This window comes from Rhizobium leguminosarum (genome assembly GCF_004123835.1).
GTDB classification, from domain to species: Bacteria; Pseudomonadota; Alphaproteobacteria; order Rhizobiales; family Rhizobiaceae; genus Rhizobium; species Rhizobium leguminosarum_M.
Map to the genome: position 1 here is coordinate 199,335 of NZ_MZMU01000002.1, position 18,392 is coordinate 217,726.

Sequence of the window (18,392 nt, forward strand, 5' to 3'; positions counted from 1 at the left end):
GAGATTTCCTCGATTGTGATTCCTTGAGAGGCGGGATCGCCTCAGTGGACGGCTTCGGTTTCGCCGCGCATCTTCCCGGTCAGGAAAAGTTCGCCGAGTTCGTCATGGGTGATGTCTTTCGGCAGGCCGTCCCAGATGACTTTGCCAAGTCTCAGAATGACCGCGCGCTCCGCCACTTCCATGGCTTTCTTGGTGTTCTGTTCCACCAGCAGGATCGTCATGCCGTCGGCGTGAAGGCGAAGAAGCTCGTCGAAGACGATACCGATCGCGGCCGGCGACAGCCCGACCGACGGCTCGTCGACCAAGAGCACTTTCGGCCGCTGCAGCACCGCCATCGCCACTTCGAGCAGTTGCTGCTCGCCGCCGGACATGTTGCCGGCAAGCGTCGCACGGCGTTTTTTGAGGATCGGAAAGAGGTCGTAGACGTAATCGCGGTCGGCCTTCACCTTGGCGTCGCGGAGGGTATAGGCCGCCATCTGAAGATTTTCATCAACGCTCATAACAGGGAAGTTACAGCGCCCCTGAGGCACGAAGGAAATCCCTTCGCCCAGAATGGACCTCGACTTGCTGCCGGCAATATTCTTGCCGCGCCAGTCGATGCTTCCCTGCTTGATGGTCGTCATGCCGTAGAGCGTTTTGAGAAGCGTGGACTTGCCCGCTCCATTCGGCCCCATGAGCGCCACGAACTGTCCGGCGGGCACGTCGAGATCGATGCCGTTCAGGATGTCCAGATTGCCGTAACCTGCGCGCAGGTCGCGGATCAAAAGTTGCGAGTTACCCTCCAAGATAGGCCTCCCTGACGCGCTGATCCTGAATGATGTCGCCCGGCAGGCCTTCGACCAGCTTGGCTCCCTGGTCGAGCACGATGACGCGCTGGCAGATGCTCGTGACCACATCGATATTATGTTCGATCACCAGGAAGCTCACGCCAAGCGACTTGTTCGCATAACGGATGGTGTCGACGACGCGTTCGATGATCTTCGGATTGATGCCGGCCATCGGTTCATCCAGCAGGATGAGCTTCGGTTCGGGCATCAACATGGACGCGAACTGGATGAGCTTCTGCTGCCCGCCCGACAGATTGCCCGCCGGCTGATGACGCACATCCCAAAGACCCGCCATCTTGATGAGGTCGCGGGCTCTCTCCCTGAGGCCATCGACGCGCTGACGGGACAACTTTCCGAGGCCGAAGGTTGATGCGATGGACGGGAAAGTGAACATCTGACCAGCGATGACCAGGTTCTCCTCGACATCGAGCGACTTGAAAGTCACGGTCTTCTGGAAAGACCGCAGCATGCGGCCTTCCCTGGCGATGCGGTTCAAGGACCAGCCGGTGATATCCTGTCCATCAAGGACGACCGTGCCGGTGTCCGGCTTTGCAAGGCCGGTGCTGCAATCGAAGAAGGTCGACTTGCCGGAGCCGTTCGGTCCGATCAACCCTGCGATCTCACCTCGGTCGACGTGAATGCTGACATCGTTGACGGCTTTCACCGCACCGTAGGACTTGCTGAGATTCCTGATTTCGAGAAGCGGAAGATGACTGGTCATTTCGCGCCTCCGATCGCATTCCAGAAGCGATTGATGAGCGGCGCGCAGCCCTTCTTGAACCAGAAGACGAGGACGAGAAGGCAGACGCCGTAGGCGATCATGCGCAGTTCGGGAGTAATGCGCAGCGCCTCCGTCAGCCCGACGAAAAGCAGGCTTCCGAAGACGGTGCCGGAAATCATCCCCGCCCCGCCTCCGAGCACGATGATCAGCATCGTCGTCGAATAGTACATCTGGAAGGTCAGCGGGCTGACGACCGTCAGGTAATAAGCGTAAAGGCAGCCGCCGACCCCCGCAAACACTGCGCTGATCATGAAGACGATCAGCTTGTAGTGCCAGGTGGGAACGCCGAGAGATTCGGCGAGCGTTTCGTTCTCACGGATCGCCACCATGTTGCGCCCGGCGGGCGAGCGGACGATTGCCCAGACGGCGAAGGTGGCGAGGGTCCCGATGATCAGGGCAAGATAGTAGAAGTTTGTCGTACCGGACACCGTGAACGAAAGCAGGCCCAGCTCGAAGTATGGTTTTGGAATGCCCGATAGTCCCATGTCGCCGCGGGTGAGCGAAATCCAGTTCTTGGCGATGGCCTGGCCAATGATCACGAAACCCAGGGTACACATGACAAAGGACGTCGAGCGCAGACGCAAGGCGGGAATGCCGAGCGGAAGAGCAAGGGCTCCTGAGACGGCGCCTGCAGCGATGAGATTGACGTAGAACGGCGTTCCGTAGGTGACGGCGAGAAGACCTGCCGTATAGGCGCCGATGCCAAAGAACGCGGCCTGGGCCAATGACAGAAGACCGGTGTAGCCGACAAGCAGATTGAGCCCGTGTGCCGGAAGCATGAAAATTAGGGCGATGATCAGGGAATGGGTGATGTAGCGGCTGCCGATGAACGGCGCGGCGAGTGCTAGGACGACCAGGACCGCGGCGAGCGGTATGCGAAGGTCGCGCCTGCGTGCCTGTTGAGCGGTTTCCGTGAGAGACATGTCGAGTCCTCGGTCGTTCGAGAAAGATAGCGGGCGCAGCTGCTAGAAGCGCGCCTGCGTCGAAAAGAGGCCATGTGGTCGCCACATCAGCATCAGGATCAGCGTGGCGAAGCCGACGGTGTCGCGGAATTGCAGGCCGACATAGGTGGCGACCAGGCTCTCTGCCACGCCAAGGATCATCGCCGCGACGAAAGTGCCGCGCACATTCCCCAAACCGCCCATGATAATGATCGGCAGCGTCTTGAACGTGATCAGTTCGCCCATGCCGCCATAGACACTGACATTGACCGGCGCAGTGAGAACACCTGAAAGCGCGGCGAGGGCCGCCCCCAGCATGAAGGTTCGAAGTACCACCTGCGGCACATCGATGCCGACGACGCTGCAGCACTCGACGTTCTGGGAAACGGCGCGCATCGCCATTCCGAGGCGGGTGTAACTGACCATCAGTTCGAGGCCGATGAACACCAACAGGCAGACGACGAGAATGAGAATGCGCTGCTGGGCCAGACTGAAGCCCAGGATGGAAACCGGTTCGATATAGCCTCCGGCGAAGAACTTGTAGCCTCCGCCGAAGACGAGAATGATGGTGTTCTGCAGGATCAGCGCGATGCCAAGGGTGGCGAGCACGCCCGACTCCGCGGGCGCGCCGACCATCCGGCGCATGACGAGTTGGCCGACCACATAGGCAACGGCAATTGTCGCAAGAACCCCCACGACAATCGACGCCTCGTAAGACAGACCGAGATGGTCGATCGCAAACCAGGCTCCGAACGTGCCGAGCATGTAGTACTCGCCGTGAGCAAAGTTGATGGCTCGCAGCACGCCGAAAATCATGGTCATGCCGACGGCGACGATTGCGTAAACGGAACCAGTGACGATTCCATTCACAGATTGCTCAAGTATGGTCGAGAGCATGTGCGTACTCCTCCCGGCAGATTACTTGGCAGGATATTGAATGTCCGCGGTATATGCACCCTTGATGCTCGGCTTGCCGTTCTCGATCTGCAGCAGGATCATCGGCAGGCGGGCCTGGTTGTGGTCGTCGAAGGTAACCTCGCCAACCGGGCTCTTGTATTTGATCTTCGAGAGTGCATCGCGAACCTTCACCTTATCAGCGCTGCCGGCCTGCTTGATCGCCGCGGCGAGGAGATTGACGGTATCCCAGTGAACGTAGGCGTGGTTGTTCGGGGCTTCGTTGTAGGTGGCCGTGAACTTTTCGACGAAAGCCTTGCTTTCGGGTGAGTCGAACTGCGGAAGCCATGCGGCGGCTTCGACGGCACCTTCGAGCGCCGACGGGGCTGATTTGATGGTCTTTTCCGTGTTGAACTCGCCGTTACCGATCAGCGCGACCTTGCCGGCTATTCCGAGTTCGATCATTTGGCGGGCGATGATGGGCGTCGTATCGGCGAGGCCGTACATGATGATCGCCTGGGCGCCATTGTCGCGGATCTTGGCGAGAACGCTGCGGAAGTCGACTTCGCCTTCCTTGTAATAGTCTTCGCTGAGGATCTCACCCTTGAAATCGGGCAGGTACTTCTTCGTGAAGGTGATCGCCGAGCGGCCATAGTCGCTGTCGACCGAGAGCACGGCGAACTTGGTGAAGCCGCGCTGTTCTGCGGCATATTTGGCGACGATCAACGCCCGGTTCTCATCTGTCGGATAGTTGCGATAGGTCCACTTGAAACCGCCGACACCGGCCTGATAGGTGATCTTCGGATTGGATGAGGCCGCATTCAGGAGAAGCACTTCGGCATCTTCCGCGACGGGCTGGATGGCAAGCGTCACCGAGCTGGAAACGTCGCCGATGATGAAGTCGACGCCATCCTGGTCAATCAGACGACGGGCGGCCGAGACGCCTTCGACCGGCGTGCCCTGGCTGTCGGCGTTGAGGAGTTCGATTTTCATCCCGTCGATGCCGCCGGCATCATTGATGTCTTTGACGGCGAGTTCGGCTCCATGCATCGAAAATGCGCCGTAGCGCGCATTCGGGCCGCTCATCGGCGCAACAAGTCCGAGTTTGATCGTCCCGTCCGCTGCCAGCGCGATCGCCGGCAGGCCGGAGACGGTCACGGCCAGCGAAAGGACCGCTGTAGAAATGAAAAGTGCTCTGCGGCTTACGGTAAGTTTCATGTTCCCACTCCATGTTCTCGGGTGCAAACGCTTGGGCATATGGCCCAGCGTATTCCTGACCGCTTTCCGCGGCTCTTATCGCGTCAGCCCAGCGCTGACACCGTCACAGTAGGTTCAGGGAAGCGTCGCTGGCCAACACAACTCCACTCTGCCGCTATAGCGTTTATTTATAGCGAAGCGATCGATTCGGCATTGCCGGAACGGTTCGCCGTCCCGGCCGGACGAGCGGTCAGGCGATAATGACGATGTCGCCCCTCGTCACTCGGATCCGGCAGTCCACTCGCGATAGGCGAGGTGGATCTTTGCTCCGATCGTCGTGAAAGGCTGCGGCGGCAATGCCGCAGGCGCAGAGAGGCGCGTGTAGACTCGGCCGAGTTCGGGAGCGCCAGTTCCGCAGTCGCGATCCCTGAAGCTGTCGAGTTCGACGCTCCAAGGCCGTTGCAGCCGCATGCCGCCACGCCGCGCTCGATCTCACCGAATGCCGGCACATGATTGCGTTGAGCGCCATAGCACCGGCCCAGTCAAGAATTTCCTGAGACTCCGGAATCGAATCCGCTCGCCCGCTCGGCGATAGAGCAGTATCGGGTCAGCGGAAGGCTGCTGCTTCGCGGCGAAGCGAATGCTTCGTCGGCCGGGCGGCCTTCGATTGCTCATCCGCCGAGCAATGGGTGTGAGTTCCGCGAGCCGCTTTAAAAGGTGAGTTGCACCTTGCAGGCCGCCGCCCGATCACCGGCGAGAATGAAGGCTGCTGTGGCCTCTTCGAGCGGCAAGCTGTGGCTGATGATCGGCCGCACATCGATCTTGCGGCTGGAGATCAGCTCGACGGCAGTACCGAATTCCTCGTGGAAGCGCTGCGTTCCGTGGAGTTGAAGCTCCTTGCCGACAATGGCGTTGAGAGGAATCGGGACGTCTCCCGTGACGCCGACCTGCACGATGGTTCCGCGCGGCCTGATGGCGGCAATCGCGCCGCGGATGGCCGGGGCCGCGGCCGAGCATTCGAAGACGAGATCGAAATAGCCCTTTCCCGCCTCGAATTCCGCAAGCGCCTGGGCATTTTTGGAAACATTGATCGTGCGGCTGGCCCCCATCGCTTTGGCCCTGTCCAGGGCCGCATCCGCGAGATCGGTGACCACAATCTCAGTTGCGCCGTGATAGGAGGCGACAGCAACCATCAGGGCGCCGATCGGGCCGGCTCCGGTGACCAGCACGCGTTTGCCTGGGATATCTCCTGCGCGCGATGCCGCGTGCAGGCAGACCGAGAGCGGCTCGCTGCAAGCCGCTCCTGCGGCAGTTGTCGCAACTCCGACCGCAAAGCACTGCTTGGCCGGCACCACCAGCCATTCCCGGAACATGCCCTGCTCATGCGGCAGGCGCATCGCACTGCCCATGAAGCGCATTTCCAGGCAGTGGATCGGCATGTTTTTCTCACAATATTCGCAATGCCCGCAGGGCTGGCTGGGATTGACCGCCACCAGCGTCCCGGCCTTCAGATCGACACCCTCGCCTGCCTGGCTCACGGTCCCCGATGCCTCGTGGCCCGGTATAATCGGCTCGCGCACCCTGACCGGCCCGAAGCCGCCGTCCTGATAATAATGCAGGTCGGAGCCGCAAATCCCTGCGGCCGCCATTTTGAGAAGCACCTCGCCGGGACCAGGGGCCGCAACCGTATCGGTCTCGATCCTGAGATCGCCCTTTTGGTAAAGCCGTGCCAGACGTGTCCGCATCGTGTCCATCCTATCTCAACAGTCCAAGCTGCTGGGGCAGCCACAGCGATACCGCGGGCACGAAGGTGATCAGGATCAGCGCCAGGAAGAGCGGCACCAGCCAGGGCAGGATCGCCATGGTGGTGCGTTCGACGGAGAGTTTCGCGACCCTCGATAGCACGAAAAGCACCATGCCGAGCGGCGGGTGCAACAGGCCGATCATCAGGTTCAGCGTCATGATGAGACCGAACTGGACCGGATCGATCCCGAATTTCAGGACGATCGGCAGAAGGATCGGCACGAGGATGGTGATGGCCGCGATCGTATCCAGGAAGCAGCCGACGAAGAGCATCAGCAGGTTTACCAAGATCAGGAAAACCCATTTATTGTCGGTGATCGAGAGGATCGCATCGGACAAGAGTTGGGCCGCCTGGCTCACCGTCAGCAGCCATGCGAAGACCGATGCGGCGGTGACGATGAAGAGAACGGATGCCGTCGTCTCGATCGTGTCGAAGCTTGCCTTGGCGAGCGTCGAGGGTGTCATCGTACGGTAACGCACCAGACCGAGGAACAGAGACCAGAGGACGGCTGCGACGGCGGCCTCCGTTGGCGTGAACCAGCCCATCGTCATGCCGCCGATCAGGATGACGGGCGTCATCAGCGCCATGACGGCGGAGAAGCGGAAATACCAGTCGAGGGCAAGAAGCAGGGCAAGGGCAATGCCCGCTGCGGCATTCATCGATACGCCGGCGCGCATCATCAGATAGATTGCCAGCGGCACCGCCAGGACGACAACGATTTCCATTCCCGCCGACAGGAGCTCTCTGACATTAAACGGCGCGTCCGAGCCCCAGCGCTTCTTATAAGCAAAGGCGGCGACGGTGATCATCATCAACAGCGTCATGACGATGCCGGGCAGGATGCCCGCCATGAAAAGAGCGCCGATCGAGACGTTTGCCATCATGCCGTAGATCACGAAAGGCAGCGATGGCGGGAAGATCGGGCCGAGCGTTGCCGAAGCCGCTGTCACGCCGACCGCGGCCTCGACCGGATAGCCGTGATCCTTCATCGCCTTGATCTCGATCGTGCCGATACCCGCTGCGTCGGCGAGCGCAGTGCCGGACATGCCGGAGAAGATCACCGAACCGATGATGTTGACTTGCGCAAGACCGCCCTTCATCCAGCCGACGAGAGCGACGGCAAAGGAATAGATGCGGCCGGTGACGCCGGCCGAGTTCATCAAGTTGCCCGCGAGGATGAAGAAGGGCACGGCGAGCAGCGGGAAGCTTTCGACGCCGGCGATCATGCGCTGGGCGACGATGATGTCGGGGGCGACGCCGTAAAGGACGATGTAAAGCACGGATGCGACGGCCATCGAGATGGCAACAGGCACCCCGATCAGCATCAGCACCAGGAACGAGCCAAGAAGGAGCAGCATCGGATCAACCCTCGACGGTCTGGAATTCTTCGGGGCGCTCCAGAACGGAGTAGCCGCGACGCATATTGGCAATGAAGACGATGATCGCGCGGATCAGCATCAGCACGAAAGCGACGAGAACGGTATAGAAGACGATGTTGCGCGGCAGGTCGATGGTTACCATCTGCTCGTCCGCCACGATGTCGACATAACGCCACATCAGGTGGCAGCCATAGGCGAAGAAGCCGATGCGGACGATATCGACGAAAGTGGCGAGCACGCGCGCAAGGCCTGCAGGCATATAGTGATAGAACACATCCACCTGGATATGCCGCGAGGTGCGCACACACATGACGGAACCGAGAAAGACGACGCCGATCAGGCAGTTGATCGCAATCTCCTCGGTCCATGCGTAGCTGTCGTTCAGCACATAGCGCGTGAAGAACTGCAGGAAGACGCAACCCGCCATCAGCCAGAAGACGATCAGCGTGATCCAGTCTTCGATGGCGTAGTCCGAGACGTTTGCGGTCGGCGCGTGCCCTTCGAACTCGTGACCGATTTCTTCGGCCGTGATTTGCGTATGGATTTCTTGCGACATGATCGGCCCTGTTCCAGTTCGGAATGAAGGAGCGCGGCGCCTGCAGCAACCAAAGTGTTACAGCGTCCTTGCGCGTCTGAAAGACGCGCGGCGCTGTAAGGCGCCGCGCCGCGGGTTTTACTGGATCGCGCGGATTGCTTCCCAATCGGCCTTGTCGTAACCGAAGTCCTCGAACTTGACCTTATCCATCACGGCCTTTTCGAAATCGGCCTTGTCGACCTCGGCGACGTTCAGGCCCTTTTCCTTGAAGGTTGCAATAAGACCGTTTTCCTTGCCGGCGATCGTCTTGCTCGTGCGCTCGGCGGCCTCCTGCATGACCTCGCCGAAGATCTTCTTGTCCTCGTCGGAAAGGCTCGCCCACCGCGTCTTGGAGATCACGGTGTTGAGGTGATCGACGATGTGGCCGGTGAGGATGATGTTCTTCTGGACTTCGTAGAACTTCTTCGCCTCGATCGTTGTCAGCGGGTTTTCCTGCGCCTCGACCGTGCCGTTCTGCAAAGCGAGATAGACTTCGGCAAAGGCGATCGGCGTCGTGTTGGCGCCGCAGGCGCGCGGCATGGCCAGATAGGCCGGAACGTCAGGCACCCGGATCTTCAAGCCCTGCATATCGGCGCATTTGGCGATCGGCTTGTTGGCGGTTGTATGGCGCGTGCCGTAATAGCTGACGGCGGCGATGTGGTTGCCGGTCTTGTCTTCATAACCTTCGGCAAGGCGCTTGAAGACATCGCTCTTGGTGTAGGCGATCAGGTGATCGGGACCGCGGAAGATATAGGGGAAATAAGTCACGCCGATCGGCTTGTAGTCTCGGGCCGCGAAGCTCGATCCCGAAATGATGATGTCGACCGTCCCGAGCTTGAGGCCCTGGTTGATGTCGGCTTCCTTGCCAAGCTGCGATGCCGGATAGACCTCGATCTTGTAGCGCCCGTCGGTGCGCTTGCTGATCTCTTCCGCGGCCCAGACGGAATCCGTGTGAAAGGGCTCGGACGTTTCATAGACATGCGCCCATTTCAGCACTGTCTGGGCCTGCGCGATCGCGCTGCTCGCCATGATCGCGGCTGCAGTGCAAAGTATCGTTGCCAGTCTGCTTTTCATTGCTCTCTCCTCCCGAGCTTGGGTTAAGTCTTGGTAGTTCCTTTCGACGGCCGCTTGTTGCGTCCGCGCTCCTCTTCCCCTGAGAACTCCTCCCCGAAGCTCTCGGAAAACCTCTTCTGCGACATGGTCAGATGGGCGCGCATGGCAGCCTTGGCGCCGGCCGCATCGCCGGCGGCGATCGCGTCGCGAATGGCCCGATGTTCGTCCAGGGCGCTGCGCCATGTCGTGGGGCCCTCAAAGTGGCTGGCGAGCCTTGCGAAATAAGGGGTCATGCGCATGTCGAACATCTCGCCCGTGACGCGGATCAATGTTGCATTGCCGACGATGGCGGCAATGCCGGTGTGGAAGGCGCGATCGGCATCGAGCACTGCGATTGCATCGTTGACCACACCACCCATGCGCGTCAGCGTTTCATCGAGCAGAGCGATATCATCCGGTGTGGCGCGACCGGCAGCTTCTTCGGCGATGGCGCATTCGATGAGGGCCCGCGCCTGCAGCAGTTCGAAAGGCCCCTCCACCGGCTCGCGCTCGGCCCCAGTGACAGTCGCAGCATGCTGGCGCACCACATAGATGCCGGATCCCATGCGGATGTTGACGAGGCCTTCGACCTCCAGGACGATCAACGCCTCGCGGACGGTCGGGCGTGAGACCGACAGTTGCTCCGCCAGGTCGCGTTCGGCCGGCAGCCGCTGGCCGACGGCAAGCTCGCCGCTCGCGATCATCAGGCGAATCTGATCCGCAACCTGTCTATAAAGACGGCGTGATTCAACAGGCGAAAACATCGTGGGCCTCCCGGGCGGCTTCTCCTCAGCCGCACAGCTGGTCAACTGGCCTGACCAATTAGTACCTAAATAGCATTGCTTGAGTTGTGCGTCAATCCGCCGCACAAACGCAAGACACGAGTATCTATGAAGGCGTCCGCCCTCTCGACCCGGAGGTTTGTGAGATCGCTGGGAACCTTCGTTGTCATTCGGGGTTCGGTGGCCGACATCTGGAGTAGAGCCGATGAATCATCTCTGGCTTTTTGCAGTAGCGGGCGGAGCAGTTCTCCTGGGAATTGCTCTTGGCTTTGGAATGATCAAACAGGATGGACAGCGGTCGGCCGCGGCCATCGCAGGTGCTTTCGTCGTTGCGCTCGGCGCCCTCGGACTCGGCCTCTATGTCGCCAGTGCGCCCACGGCCCCTCTTCGAGCGTCCGACAGAGAAGGGTCGCAGAACAGGCTTCCGGCGGCTGCGACGACAGAAAAGGATTTGCCTGGAAAGTAACCGACAAGCAAACCGCCGTGAGCGTGCTGTGCATTGAGGGCACAGACGCCGTCCTCGGCAGGAGGTGCACTGTGACATATTTTGTGGCTGTCGCGGAGCGGGCGTTTGCCTCCGCTCTCGAGGCGATGACGGATGAAGAGCTCTTCGCAATGATGGCTGATCTGGAAAGCCGCAGTGAAGCCTGGGTTAAGCCTTCGCCTCATGACGAAGACTTCGCAAAAATCGTCCTTACCGAAAGCGCCATAGAAAGACGTTTCCCGGGACAGATGTTTAAGCCGTACAGGGAGTGGCAAATCCGCCGAACTCGTCGAAATTGCGCCTGAAACGCATTGGGCCGGGAGCCCCATTGTTTGGCTGGCCGGCCCCGTGGGCGGGCGACTGAGCCCAGCAGTCGCCTCGCATACAACGAAGTTGATAGGCATTAGCCGTGAAGGCTCTGGAACGCGTGGGGCGGATTCACCAAGACTGAGGTGAAATAAGGAAGTGCCCACTTCCAAGGATGTGCAAAGCCTCGGTGACGCTGGCTCGCCGATCGAATCGCCTAGCTGCAAGCGTGGTCAGTCGAGGAGTTGGTTTCCCAGCATCAACAGCAAGGACTCGCGGGCGCGACTCACGCGGCTTTTCAATGTGCCGATCCGGCACCCGCACATCCTGGCGGCGTCCACGTAACTCGTTCCGGTAGCCACCAGTGTTAGGGCGCGGCGCCTATCGTCGGGAAGAAGCGTTAGTGCCTGTTGCAACTCCCGCTCCCGTAGCGCCCACTCCTGGGTTGGCGCGATCGACACCTGGTCCATCGCCACGCCCATTCCAGCTGGTTCCCGTCTTTGCTTGCGATAATTGGTGCAGAACGTGTTTCGAAGGATGGTGAAAAGCCAGGATTTGAGCGAGGTGCCTGGGTGGTAGAGATGGAGCGAGTTCAATGCCTTCATCAGTGTTTCTTGCACGAGATCATCGATATCGTCGTCGCTGCGCAGAAACCTTCTCGCAAAGGCGCGTAATGCCGGCGTCAATTCAACGATCTCTAGCTCGATTGCGGAAGTTTCTTTGCTGTTCGAAGCAGGGTTTACTGTAGATAAAGACGTCATTTTTCTTTCCCCTTGGATGAAAAGGAAAGTTCTGGACGTCCTAATCGTTGCCGTACGATACCGGACCAACGTCAATAGACAGCGCCGTCCCCGGGCCTGCCACTCGCAACTGCCACCGTTGCGTAGAACGCAGCCGGTCCCGGCTTTCCGCAATCGTTGGATCATCGCCGAGTTCGTTCGGTCGGCCGAGGACGACGAAATCATGGAGGAGTTCAAGGGCTCGGTCGCTTTCGAGGCCGGTTGATTTCCGCGCGGACCGTCGAGCACTATGAGATCGCCCGCTACGGCAGTTGATCGCATGAGCAAAGCAGGTCGGCCTCAACAACCTCCCGCAGCTGCAGGCAACACTCGCCGAAGAAGAGGCAACCGACAGAAAACTCACGCAGCGCGCAGTCGTCCGCAAATGCTAGGAAAGGGGCGGCGCGATCCCCATCACGCCGGCAACGGTCACCGCCTCGGCGGTGCTTCCTCGAATTCCTCACGAAAAAACCCGCCCCGGTAAACTGACCCCGTAAAGTTGGACGGTTCACAGAGCGGGGTTTTCGTGAAGCCGCCGATTAATTATTATGCGCGGCGCAGGCCTCATCCATTGGGGTCGCGTTGCTCGTGCCGCCTTGTGTCTGGAGCTTGGCGGAATTGTTGACCGGGTTGGGGCACTTGGTCTTATCCGTTTTCATCGTGCCGCCGGTCGTGGAATTTGTCGTGGTGGAATCGGTTGCCATCGGCGTTTTGATCTTCGTGTCACTGGTTGCGCCGCCACCCTGATCGGCTTGGTTTTTGTCGATCGTGGCGCCGGCCGGCGCCGGATTGGACTGGGCGAAAGCAGACGTGGCCATGCCGATAGCGAAAAGAGAAGCTGCTACGAGTTTCATATGCATTTTGATATCCTCCTTGGGATCTTTGCGTGGTTCGCCTAGCCACAATCTCACCGTCACATCATTGTTCCGCACTCGCTGTTTACAAATATGCCGTAGGCTCGGGAGCAGCCGGCACGCCGAGTCAAGGCGTGAGGCAGGATCAGGAGATGGGTGATAATGGCCAGGTGTGCCGGCCAGCGGCGAACGCTGTGCTCGTGAAGATTACTTCGCGTAAAGCGCTCGCGACCGCTCCAGATGCTTGAGGAGTGCCGTTTCCGAGCCATCAACGTCGTTTGCGGCCAGGCGGTCGACGATTTCGTCGTGTTCGGCGAGCGTGAATTTTTCCTTGCCGGTCCAGATCAGCATCTCGGTATGATATTCCTTCAGCCAGGCAAGCATTGCTTCGCTGACGGCGACGTAGATCGGGTTGCCTGATATCTGCGCGATGCGGGTGTGGAATTCCATGTCCGCGTCGATGAACTCTTCGGCCCGGCCAAGCGACATTCGCTGGCGTTCGATGATGTTCCTGAGGTCGGCGATATCATTTGCGGAGGCCCGCTGCGCGGCCTCGCGTGCCATGCCCCGCTCGAAGAATATGCGCGCGCTCTTGAGATATTCCAGCGAGTCCGACGATTGCGACAGCATGATCTTGGCGGTGAGATCGACCTGGCGGAATATCGATTTTGCCGTCAGCCTGAGGACCTTCGCCCGCTCGCCATGCGAAATGCTGACAAGACCTTTATTGGCAAGGGACTGCATGGCCTCCCTGATTGCCGGCCGGCCGACGCCAAAGCGTTCCATTAGCACGCGCTCGGACGGCATTTCGTCGCCGGGCTGAAGCTCGCCCGAGGTGATCATTCGCTCAAGTCGATCAAACACTTCATCAGAGAGTTTCCGGCGGACGATTTGTTCGAGGGGCTGGGTCATCACATCTCGCTGGCTCAAAATGTTTTTTCCTAACAGTTTCCGTGTCGAGAACAAAGCTGTCGGCGAAAATTTGCGGATCCGAAGATTCTACTTTTCATCATTTGGAATACTCATTATACCAGATCACGAGTTGACACCATGGCAATTTGCGTGGCGAGAGGAGCAACCGTCAGTTTCATGATGATTACCCTGACCTACCGTATCGAAACGCCCGGCAGCGTCGAGGCGATGGCGGAAAAGATCGCGAGCGACCAGTCGACCGGCACCTTCGTGCCCGTCCCCGGCGAGACCGAAGAGCTGAAATCGCGTGTCGCCGCCCGCGTGCTGGCAATCCGTCCGCTCGAAGATGCGCCTCATCCGACCTGGCCCGAGATCGCCCCCGGTACACGGCTTCGTCGCGCCGATGTCGACATCGCCTTTCCACTGGACGCGATCGGGACAGACCTCGCGGCATTGATGACCATTGCGATCGGCGGCGTCTATTCCATCAAGGGCATGACCGGCATCCGCATCGTCGACATGACGCTGCCCGACGCCTTCAAAAGCGCGCATCCCGGACCGCAGTTCGGCATCCCTGGAAGCCGCCGCCTCACCGGCGTCGAAGGCCGGCCCATCATCGGAACGATCGTCAAGCCGGCGCTTGGCCTCAGACCACACGAGACGGCGGAGCTCGTCGGCGAGCTGATCTCATCCGGCGTCGACTTCATCAAGGATGACGAAAAACTGATGAGCCCGGCCTATTCGCCGCTCAAGGACCGCGTTGCGGCGATCATGCCGCGCATTCTCGATCACGAGCAGAAGACCGGCAGGAAGGTGATGTATGCCTTCGGCATCTCGCATGCCGATCCCGACGAGATGATGCGCAACCACGACATCGTGGCTGCGGCCGGCGGCAATTGCGCCGTCGTCAACATCAACTCGATCGGCTTCGGCGGCATGAGCTTTCTGCGCAAGCGTTCCAATCTGGTGCTGCACGCGCATCGAAATGGTTGGGACGTGCTGACGCGCGACCCGGGCGCCGGCATGGATTTCAAGGTCTACCAGCAGTTCTGGCGGCTGCTGGGCGTCGACCAGTTTCAGATCAACGGCATCAGGGTCAAGTATTGGGAGCCGGACGACAGTTTCGTTTCGTCCTTCAAGGCCGTCAGCGCGCCGCTATTCGATGCCTCCGATTGCCCGCTCCCGGTTGCCGGTTCGGGCCAGTGGGGAGGACAGGCGCCGGAGACCTATCAACGGACCGGCCGGACCGTCGATCTTCTCTATCTCTGCGGCGGCGGTATCGTCAGCCACCCCGGTGGCCCGGCGGCCGGCGTTCGGGCCGTGCAGCAGGCCTGGCAGGCCGCAGTCGCGGACATCCCGTTGGAGACCTACGCGAAAGATCATCCGGAGCTCGCCGCTTCGATTGCAAAATTCAGCGACGGCAAGGGCGCGTGACCGCGATGGATCAACCTCTCGTCAGCTATTACGGGGACGACTTCACCGGCTCCACCGATGTCATGGAGGCCTTAGCCTCGAACGGCGTGTCGACCGTGCTTTTCCTCGACATTCCGACGCCGGAACTGCTTGGACGCTTTCGGGATTGCCGCGCAATCGGCATCGCCGGGACAAGCCGCAGCGAGACCCCCGCCTGGATGCAAGAGCACCTTTCGCGCGCTTTCGAGTGGCTGAATTCGCTTGGCGCCGGGATCTGCCACTACAAGGTCTGCTCGACCTTCGATTCCAGCCCCGACATCGGCAATATCGGCAAGGCGATCGAAATCGGCCGATTGGTGTTCGGGCAATCCGTCGTGCCCGTCGTCGTCGGCGCGCCGCAATTGAAACGCTACACGGCATTCGGCAATCTCTTTGCCGCTTACCAGGGCCGGATCTTCCGAATCGACCGCCATCCCGTCATGAGCCGCCATCCCGTCACCCCGATGGACGAGGCGGACCTTTCGGTCCACCTGTCGAAGCAGACCCGCCTTCCCGTCCTGGTCGCCGATCTCGTCGCCATCACCGCGACGGATGCCGATGCGCGTGTCGATGAACTCGCGTCGACTTCAGAAGGGATCCTGCTCATCGATGTCGACTCCGAGGCGACGCAGGAGGCCGCGGGCCGACAACTGCTTCGTGTCACCGGCCGCTCCGGAAGTTTTGTCGCCGGCTCCTCGGGGGTCGAATATGCCCTGCTCAGCTCATGGCGGCGGAGCGGCTTCATCGGCAACAGCGGCGCCGAGTTTCCTGATGTCGGCCCGGTCGACCGCCTCGCCGTCGTGTCGGGCAGCGTGTCGCCAACAACCGAGCGCCAGATCCGGGCGGCTGTCGAGAACGGCTTCGAGAGCATCGCCCTCGATCCGCTCGCACTGGTCTCGGAGCCCGGCGAAGGAGCGATCGATGCGGCGGTAGAGGCCGGCATCCAGAAGCTCAGGCAAGGCAAGAGCGTCATTCTGTACACCGCGCTTGGCCCGTCTGCCGACCGCGGCGCCGACATCGACAGGCTTCCGGGCGCTCGTCACCGGCTCGGGAGCGCGCTCGGCACGATCTTGCGCCGCCTGATCGAGAACGAAGCACTATCACGTGCGGTCGTCGCCGGCGGCGACACATCCAGTCACGCACTCAGGCAGCTGAAGATCGACGCGCTGACGACGCTCCTTCCACTGCCTCAGACGCCAGGCTCACCGCTTTGCCTTGCGCATGGCGACTATCAGCCGACAAACGGCCTGCAGATCGCCCTCAAAGGCGGCCAGGTCGGGACTGACGGTTATTTCACGCAGATCCGCGAGGGAAGGAAACGCTGATGGTTTCCCGATCCGGCTTGGCGCAGAAAAACGCGTGGGTCATACGAATTAAGTGATATGGTGATTGACTCATCATACCAGTTTATGATCCTATCCAGAAACGGAAAAGGTGAGGAAACATGACTAAGATTGCCCTCTTCGGCGCAGGCGGAAAAATGGGATACCGGCTTGCCAAAAATCTAAAAGGCTCGCGTTTCGACGTTCGCCATGTCGAGGTGAGCGACGCAGGCAAGGCCCGTTTGAAGAATGATCTCGGTGTCGATTGCGTGCCCGTCGATGTCGGGCTCGACGGCGCCGACGTGGTGATCCTGGCCGTGCCGGACACGGCGATCGGCAAAGTCGCTGCAGGCATCGTCGACAAGCTCACATCAGGCACCATGGTGATCGCGCTGGACGCTGCGGCTCCCTTTGCCGGCCACCTGCCGAAGCGTGATGATCTCACCTACTTCGTCACCCATCCCTGCCATCCGCCGATTTTCAATGACGAGACGGATATGCAGGCGAAAAAGGACCACTTCGGCGGCCTCTTCGCCAAGCAGCATATCGTCTCCGCACTGATGCAGGGGCCGGAAAGCGCCTACGCGCTCGGCGAGGAAATCGCCAAGCTGATCTGGGCCCCGGTCATGCGCTCGCACCGGGTCACGGTCGATCAACTTGCTATGCTCGAACCGGGCTTGTCGGAAACCGTCTGCGCATCGCTGCTCGTCGTCATGCGACAGGCCATGGACGAATGCGTGGCACGCGGCGTGCCGGAACAGGCTGCCCGCGACTTCCTGCTCGGCCATATGAACGTGCTCGGCGCGGTCATCTTCAAGGAAGTCGACGGCGTGTTCTCGGATGCCTGTAACAAGGCGATCGAGTTCGGCATCCCGGCGCTGATGCGCGACGACTGGAAAAAGGTATTCGAACCGCAGGAGATCGCCGAAAGCATCCGGCGCATCACCTGAGCCGGCTTGGGGAGGCAAGTCCTCCCCCTCAACTGCCCCGGGGAGACGGGGTATAGCCGCCCCAGGGAGAAGGGGCTTCATTCACAACAGGGAGGAAACAATGAAACTGACGCGCAGACTGACACTTGCAGCTTTTGCCAGCGCATTGGCGCTTGGAACGGCTCTTCCGGCCTTTGCGGCCGATCTCATCGCCATCATCACGCCGGCGCATGACAATCCCTTCTTCAAAGCCGAAGCCGTCGGCGCCGAAGCCAAGGCGAAGGAGCTCGGCTACGAAACGCTCGTCATGACGCATGACGATGACGCCAACAAGCAGTCCGAAATGATCGACACGGCGATCGGGCGCGGCGCCAAGGCGATCATCCTCGACAATGCCGGAGCCGACGCCTCCGTCGCGGCCGTCAAAAAGGCGAAGGATGCAGGCATCCCCTCCTTCCTGATCGACCGCGAAATCAACGCGACCGGCGTTGCCGTCGCCCAGATCGTCTCGAACAACTATCAGGGCGCCCAGCTCGGGGCGCAGGAATTCGTCAAGCTGATGGGCGAGAAGGGCAATTACGTCGAACTGGTGGGCAAGGAGTCCGACACCAATGCCGGCATCCGCTCGCAAGGCTATCATGACGTCATCGACGACTATCCGGATCTGAAGTCCGTTGCCAAGCAGTCGGCCAACTGGAGCCAGACGGAAGCCTATTCGAAGATGGAAACTATCCTCCAGGCAAATCCCGACATCAAGGGCGTCATTTCAGGTAACGACACCATGGCCATGGGCGCGATCGCAGCGCTGCAGGCTGCCGGCCGCAAGGACGTGATCGTCGTCGGCTTCGACGGCTCCAACGACGTGCGCGACTCCATCAAGTCGGGCGGCATCAAGGCAACGGTCCTGCAGCCCGCCTATGCGCAGGCTCAGTTGGCGGTGGAACAGGCAGACGCCTACATCAAGAACAAGACGACGCCGAAGGAAGAGAAGCAGTTGATGGATTGCGTTCTCATCAATGCCGACAATGCCGGCAAGCTCGAGACCTTCGCACTGACGAATTGATCAGCCGCGAATTGCGGAGG

18 protein-coding genes and 1 pseudogene are annotated in these 18,392 nt (G+C 60.4%); 5 read left to right on the forward strand and 14 right to left on the reverse strand.

Features of this window, described 5'->3' with window-relative positions; all coding sequences use genetic code 11:
- Positions 1–41: 41 nt before the first annotated feature.
- From B5P46_RS02375 to B5P46_RS02425, 11 genes and pseudogenes are all read right to left on the reverse strand, one after another.
- Positions 42–785, reverse strand: a complete 744-nt coding sequence (locus tag B5P46_RS02375; RefSeq protein WP_129417289.1) for a branched-chain amino acid ABC transporter ATP-binding protein — start codon at positions 783–785, stop codon at positions 42–44.
- Entirely contained in the window at positions 775–1,548 is a 774-nt protein-coding gene (locus tag B5P46_RS02380; RefSeq protein WP_129417290.1) for an ABC transporter ATP-binding protein, read from the reverse strand. The genes B5P46_RS02375 and B5P46_RS02380 overlap by 11 nt, the downstream gene beginning before the upstream one ends.
- On the reverse strand, positions 1,545–2,531 hold the full coding sequence (locus B5P46_RS02385; RefSeq protein WP_129417291.1) for a branched-chain amino acid ABC transporter permease: 987 nt from the start codon (positions 2,529–2,531) through the stop codon (positions 1,545–1,547). Before B5P46_RS02385 ends, B5P46_RS02380 begins: the two co-directional genes overlap by 4 nt.
- A gap of 42 nt (positions 2,532–2,573) precedes the next feature.
- Complete coding sequence (locus B5P46_RS02390) at positions 2,574–3,446, reverse strand: branched-chain amino acid ABC transporter permease (RefSeq protein WP_129417292.1); 873 nt, start codon at positions 3,444–3,446, stop codon at positions 2,574–2,576.
- Positions 3,447–3,467: 21 nt separating this feature from the next.
- Positions 3,468–4,661: an ABC transporter substrate-binding protein gene (locus B5P46_RS02395; protein WP_129417293.1), complete on the reverse strand. Its 1,194-nt coding sequence runs from the start codon at positions 4,659–4,661 to the stop codon at positions 3,468–3,470.
- 258 nt (positions 4,662–4,919) lie between these two features.
- Positions 4,920–5,181: pseudogene (locus B5P46_RS02400) on the reverse strand (FAD-dependent oxidoreductase); the annotation flags it as partial.
- A gap of 169 nt (positions 5,182–5,350) precedes the next feature.
- Positions 5,351–6,385 carry an L-idonate 5-dehydrogenase gene (locus B5P46_RS02405; protein ID WP_129417294.1) on the reverse strand — a complete coding sequence of 345 codons (1,035 nt, stop codon included), beginning with the start codon at positions 6,383–6,385 and terminating at the stop codon, positions 5,351–5,353.
- A gap of 10 nt (positions 6,386–6,395) precedes the next feature.
- Positions 6,396–7,802 (reverse strand): TRAP transporter large permease, encoded by a 1,407-nt coding sequence (locus B5P46_RS02410; RefSeq protein WP_129417295.1) that lies wholly within the window; start codon positions 7,800–7,802, stop codon positions 6,396–6,398.
- 4 nt (positions 7,803–7,806) lie between these two features.
- Positions 7,807–8,379 (reverse strand): TRAP transporter small permease, encoded by a 573-nt coding sequence (locus B5P46_RS02415; protein WP_129417296.1) that lies wholly within the window; start codon positions 8,377–8,379, stop codon positions 7,807–7,809.
- Positions 8,380–8,496: 117 nt separating this feature from the next.
- The gene (locus B5P46_RS02420) at positions 8,497–9,471 is read right to left on the reverse strand and encodes a sialic acid TRAP transporter substrate-binding protein SiaP (RefSeq protein ID WP_129417297.1); all 975 of its coding nucleotides are present in this window, start codon (positions 9,469–9,471) and stop codon (positions 8,497–8,499) included.
- Between the two features lie 23 nt (positions 9,472–9,494).
- Positions 9,495–10,253, reverse strand: coding sequence for a FadR/GntR family transcriptional regulator (locus tag B5P46_RS02425; RefSeq protein ID WP_129417298.1), 759 nt, complete (start codon positions 10,251–10,253; stop codon positions 9,495–9,497).
- 555 nt (positions 10,254–10,808) lie between these two features.
- Here B5P46_RS02425 and B5P46_RS34245 point away from each other — a divergent pair.
- Positions 10,809–11,060: a hypothetical protein gene (locus B5P46_RS34245; RefSeq protein WP_245456091.1), complete on the forward strand. Its 252-nt coding sequence runs from the start codon at positions 10,809–10,811 to the stop codon at positions 11,058–11,060.
- Positions 11,061–11,294: 234 nt separating this feature from the next.
- Here B5P46_RS34245 and B5P46_RS02440 read toward each other — a convergent pair whose 3' ends face one another.
- The 3 genes from B5P46_RS02440 to B5P46_RS02455 form a co-directional block, all read right to left on the reverse strand.
- Positions 11,295–11,822: a sigma-70 family RNA polymerase sigma factor gene (locus B5P46_RS02440; RefSeq protein WP_129417301.1), complete on the reverse strand. Its 528-nt coding sequence runs from the start codon at positions 11,820–11,822 to the stop codon at positions 11,295–11,297.
- Positions 11,823–12,379: 557 nt separating this feature from the next.
- Complete coding sequence (locus B5P46_RS02450; protein ID WP_129417302.1) at positions 12,380–12,700, reverse strand: hypothetical protein; 321 nt, start codon at positions 12,698–12,700, stop codon at positions 12,380–12,382.
- Between the two features lie 201 nt (positions 12,701–12,901).
- The gene (locus B5P46_RS02455; protein WP_027686165.1) at positions 12,902–13,606 is read right to left on the reverse strand and encodes a transcriptional regulator NanR; all 705 of its coding nucleotides are present in this window, start codon (positions 13,604–13,606) and stop codon (positions 12,902–12,904) included.
- A 177-nt stretch (positions 13,607–13,783) separates the two neighbouring features.
- On the opposite strand from B5P46_RS02455, the gene oiaX reads away from it, so the two are divergent.
- The 4 genes from oiaX to B5P46_RS02475 all read left to right on the forward strand — a co-directional run bounded on the left by oiaX (position 13,784) and on the right by B5P46_RS02475 (position 18,372).
- Positions 13,784–15,040: a 3-oxo-isoapionate-4-phosphate decarboxylase OiaX gene (gene oiaX, locus B5P46_RS02460; RefSeq protein WP_129417303.1), complete on the forward strand. Its 1,257-nt coding sequence runs from the start codon at positions 13,784–13,786 to the stop codon at positions 15,038–15,040.
- Between the two features lie 5 nt (positions 15,041–15,045).
- Positions 15,046–16,383 carry a four-carbon acid sugar kinase family protein gene (locus tag B5P46_RS02465; protein ID WP_129417304.1) on the forward strand — a complete coding sequence of 446 codons (1,338 nt, stop codon included), beginning with the start codon at positions 15,046–15,048 and terminating at the stop codon, positions 16,381–16,383.
- Positions 16,384–16,502: 119 nt separating this feature from the next.
- Complete coding sequence (locus B5P46_RS02470) at positions 16,503–17,330, forward strand: phosphogluconate dehydrogenase C-terminal domain-containing protein (protein ID WP_129417305.1); 828 nt, start codon at positions 16,503–16,505, stop codon at positions 17,328–17,330.
- A 100-nt stretch (positions 17,331–17,430) separates the two neighbouring features.
- On the forward strand, positions 17,431–18,372 hold the full coding sequence (locus B5P46_RS02475; RefSeq protein WP_129417306.1) for a D-ribose ABC transporter substrate-binding protein: 942 nt from the start codon (positions 17,431–17,433) through the stop codon (positions 18,370–18,372).
- Positions 18,373–18,392: the final 20 nt, after the last annotated feature.

Bases quoted from the DNA above. Each gene is read 5' to 3' on its own strand.
- B5P46_RS02415 (WP_129417296.1), bottom strand. From the start codon at position 8,379: ATGTCGCAAGAAATCCATACGCAAATCACGGCCGAAGAAATCGGTCAC.
- B5P46_RS02380 (WP_129417290.1), bottom strand. From the start codon at position 1,548: ATGACCAGTCATCTTCCGCTTCTCGAAATCAGGAATCTCAGCAAGTCC.
- B5P46_RS02405 (WP_129417294.1), bottom strand. From the start codon at position 6,385: ATGCGGACACGTCTGGCACGGCTTTACCAAAAGGGCGATCTCAGGATC.
- B5P46_RS02450 (WP_129417302.1), bottom strand. From the start codon at position 12,700: ATGCATATGAAACTCGTAGCAGCTTCTCTTTTCGCTATCGGCATGGCC.
- B5P46_RS02470 (WP_129417305.1), top strand. From the start codon at position 16,503: ATGACTAAGATTGCCCTCTTCGGCGCAGGCGGAAAAATGGGATACCGG.
- B5P46_RS02440 (WP_129417301.1), bottom strand. From the start codon at position 11,822: ATGACGTCTTTATCTACAGTAAACCCTGCTTCGAACAGCAAAGAAACT.
- oiaX (WP_129417303.1), top strand. From the start codon at position 13,784: ATGATGATTACCCTGACCTACCGTATCGAAACGCCCGGCAGCGTCGAG.
- B5P46_RS02385 (WP_129417291.1), bottom strand. From the start codon at position 2,531: ATGTCTCTCACGGAAACCGCTCAACAGGCACGCAGGCGCGACCTTCGC.
- B5P46_RS02420 (WP_129417297.1), bottom strand. From the start codon at position 9,471: ATGAAAAGCAGACTGGCAACGATACTTTGCACTGCAGCCGCGATCATG.
- B5P46_RS02455 (WP_027686165.1), bottom strand. From the start codon at position 13,606: ATGACCCAGCCCCTCGAACAAATCGTCCGCCGGAAACTCTCTGATGAA.
- B5P46_RS02410 (WP_129417295.1), bottom strand. From the start codon at position 7,802: ATGCTGCTCCTTCTTGGCTCGTTCCTGGTGCTGATGCTGATCGGGGTG.
- B5P46_RS02425 (WP_129417298.1), bottom strand. From the start codon at position 10,253: ATGTTTTCGCCTGTTGAATCACGCCGTCTTTATAGACAGGTTGCGGAT.
- B5P46_RS02395 (WP_129417293.1), bottom strand. From the start codon at position 4,661: ATGAAACTTACCGTAAGCCGCAGAGCACTTTTCATTTCTACAGCGGTC.
- B5P46_RS02390 (WP_129417292.1), bottom strand. From the start codon at position 3,446: ATGCTCTCGACCATACTTGAGCAATCTGTGAATGGAATCGTCACTGGT.
- B5P46_RS02465 (WP_129417304.1), top strand. From the start codon at position 15,046: ATGGATCAACCTCTCGTCAGCTATTACGGGGACGACTTCACCGGCTCC.
- B5P46_RS02475 (WP_129417306.1), top strand. From the start codon at position 17,431: ATGAAACTGACGCGCAGACTGACACTTGCAGCTTTTGCCAGCGCATTG.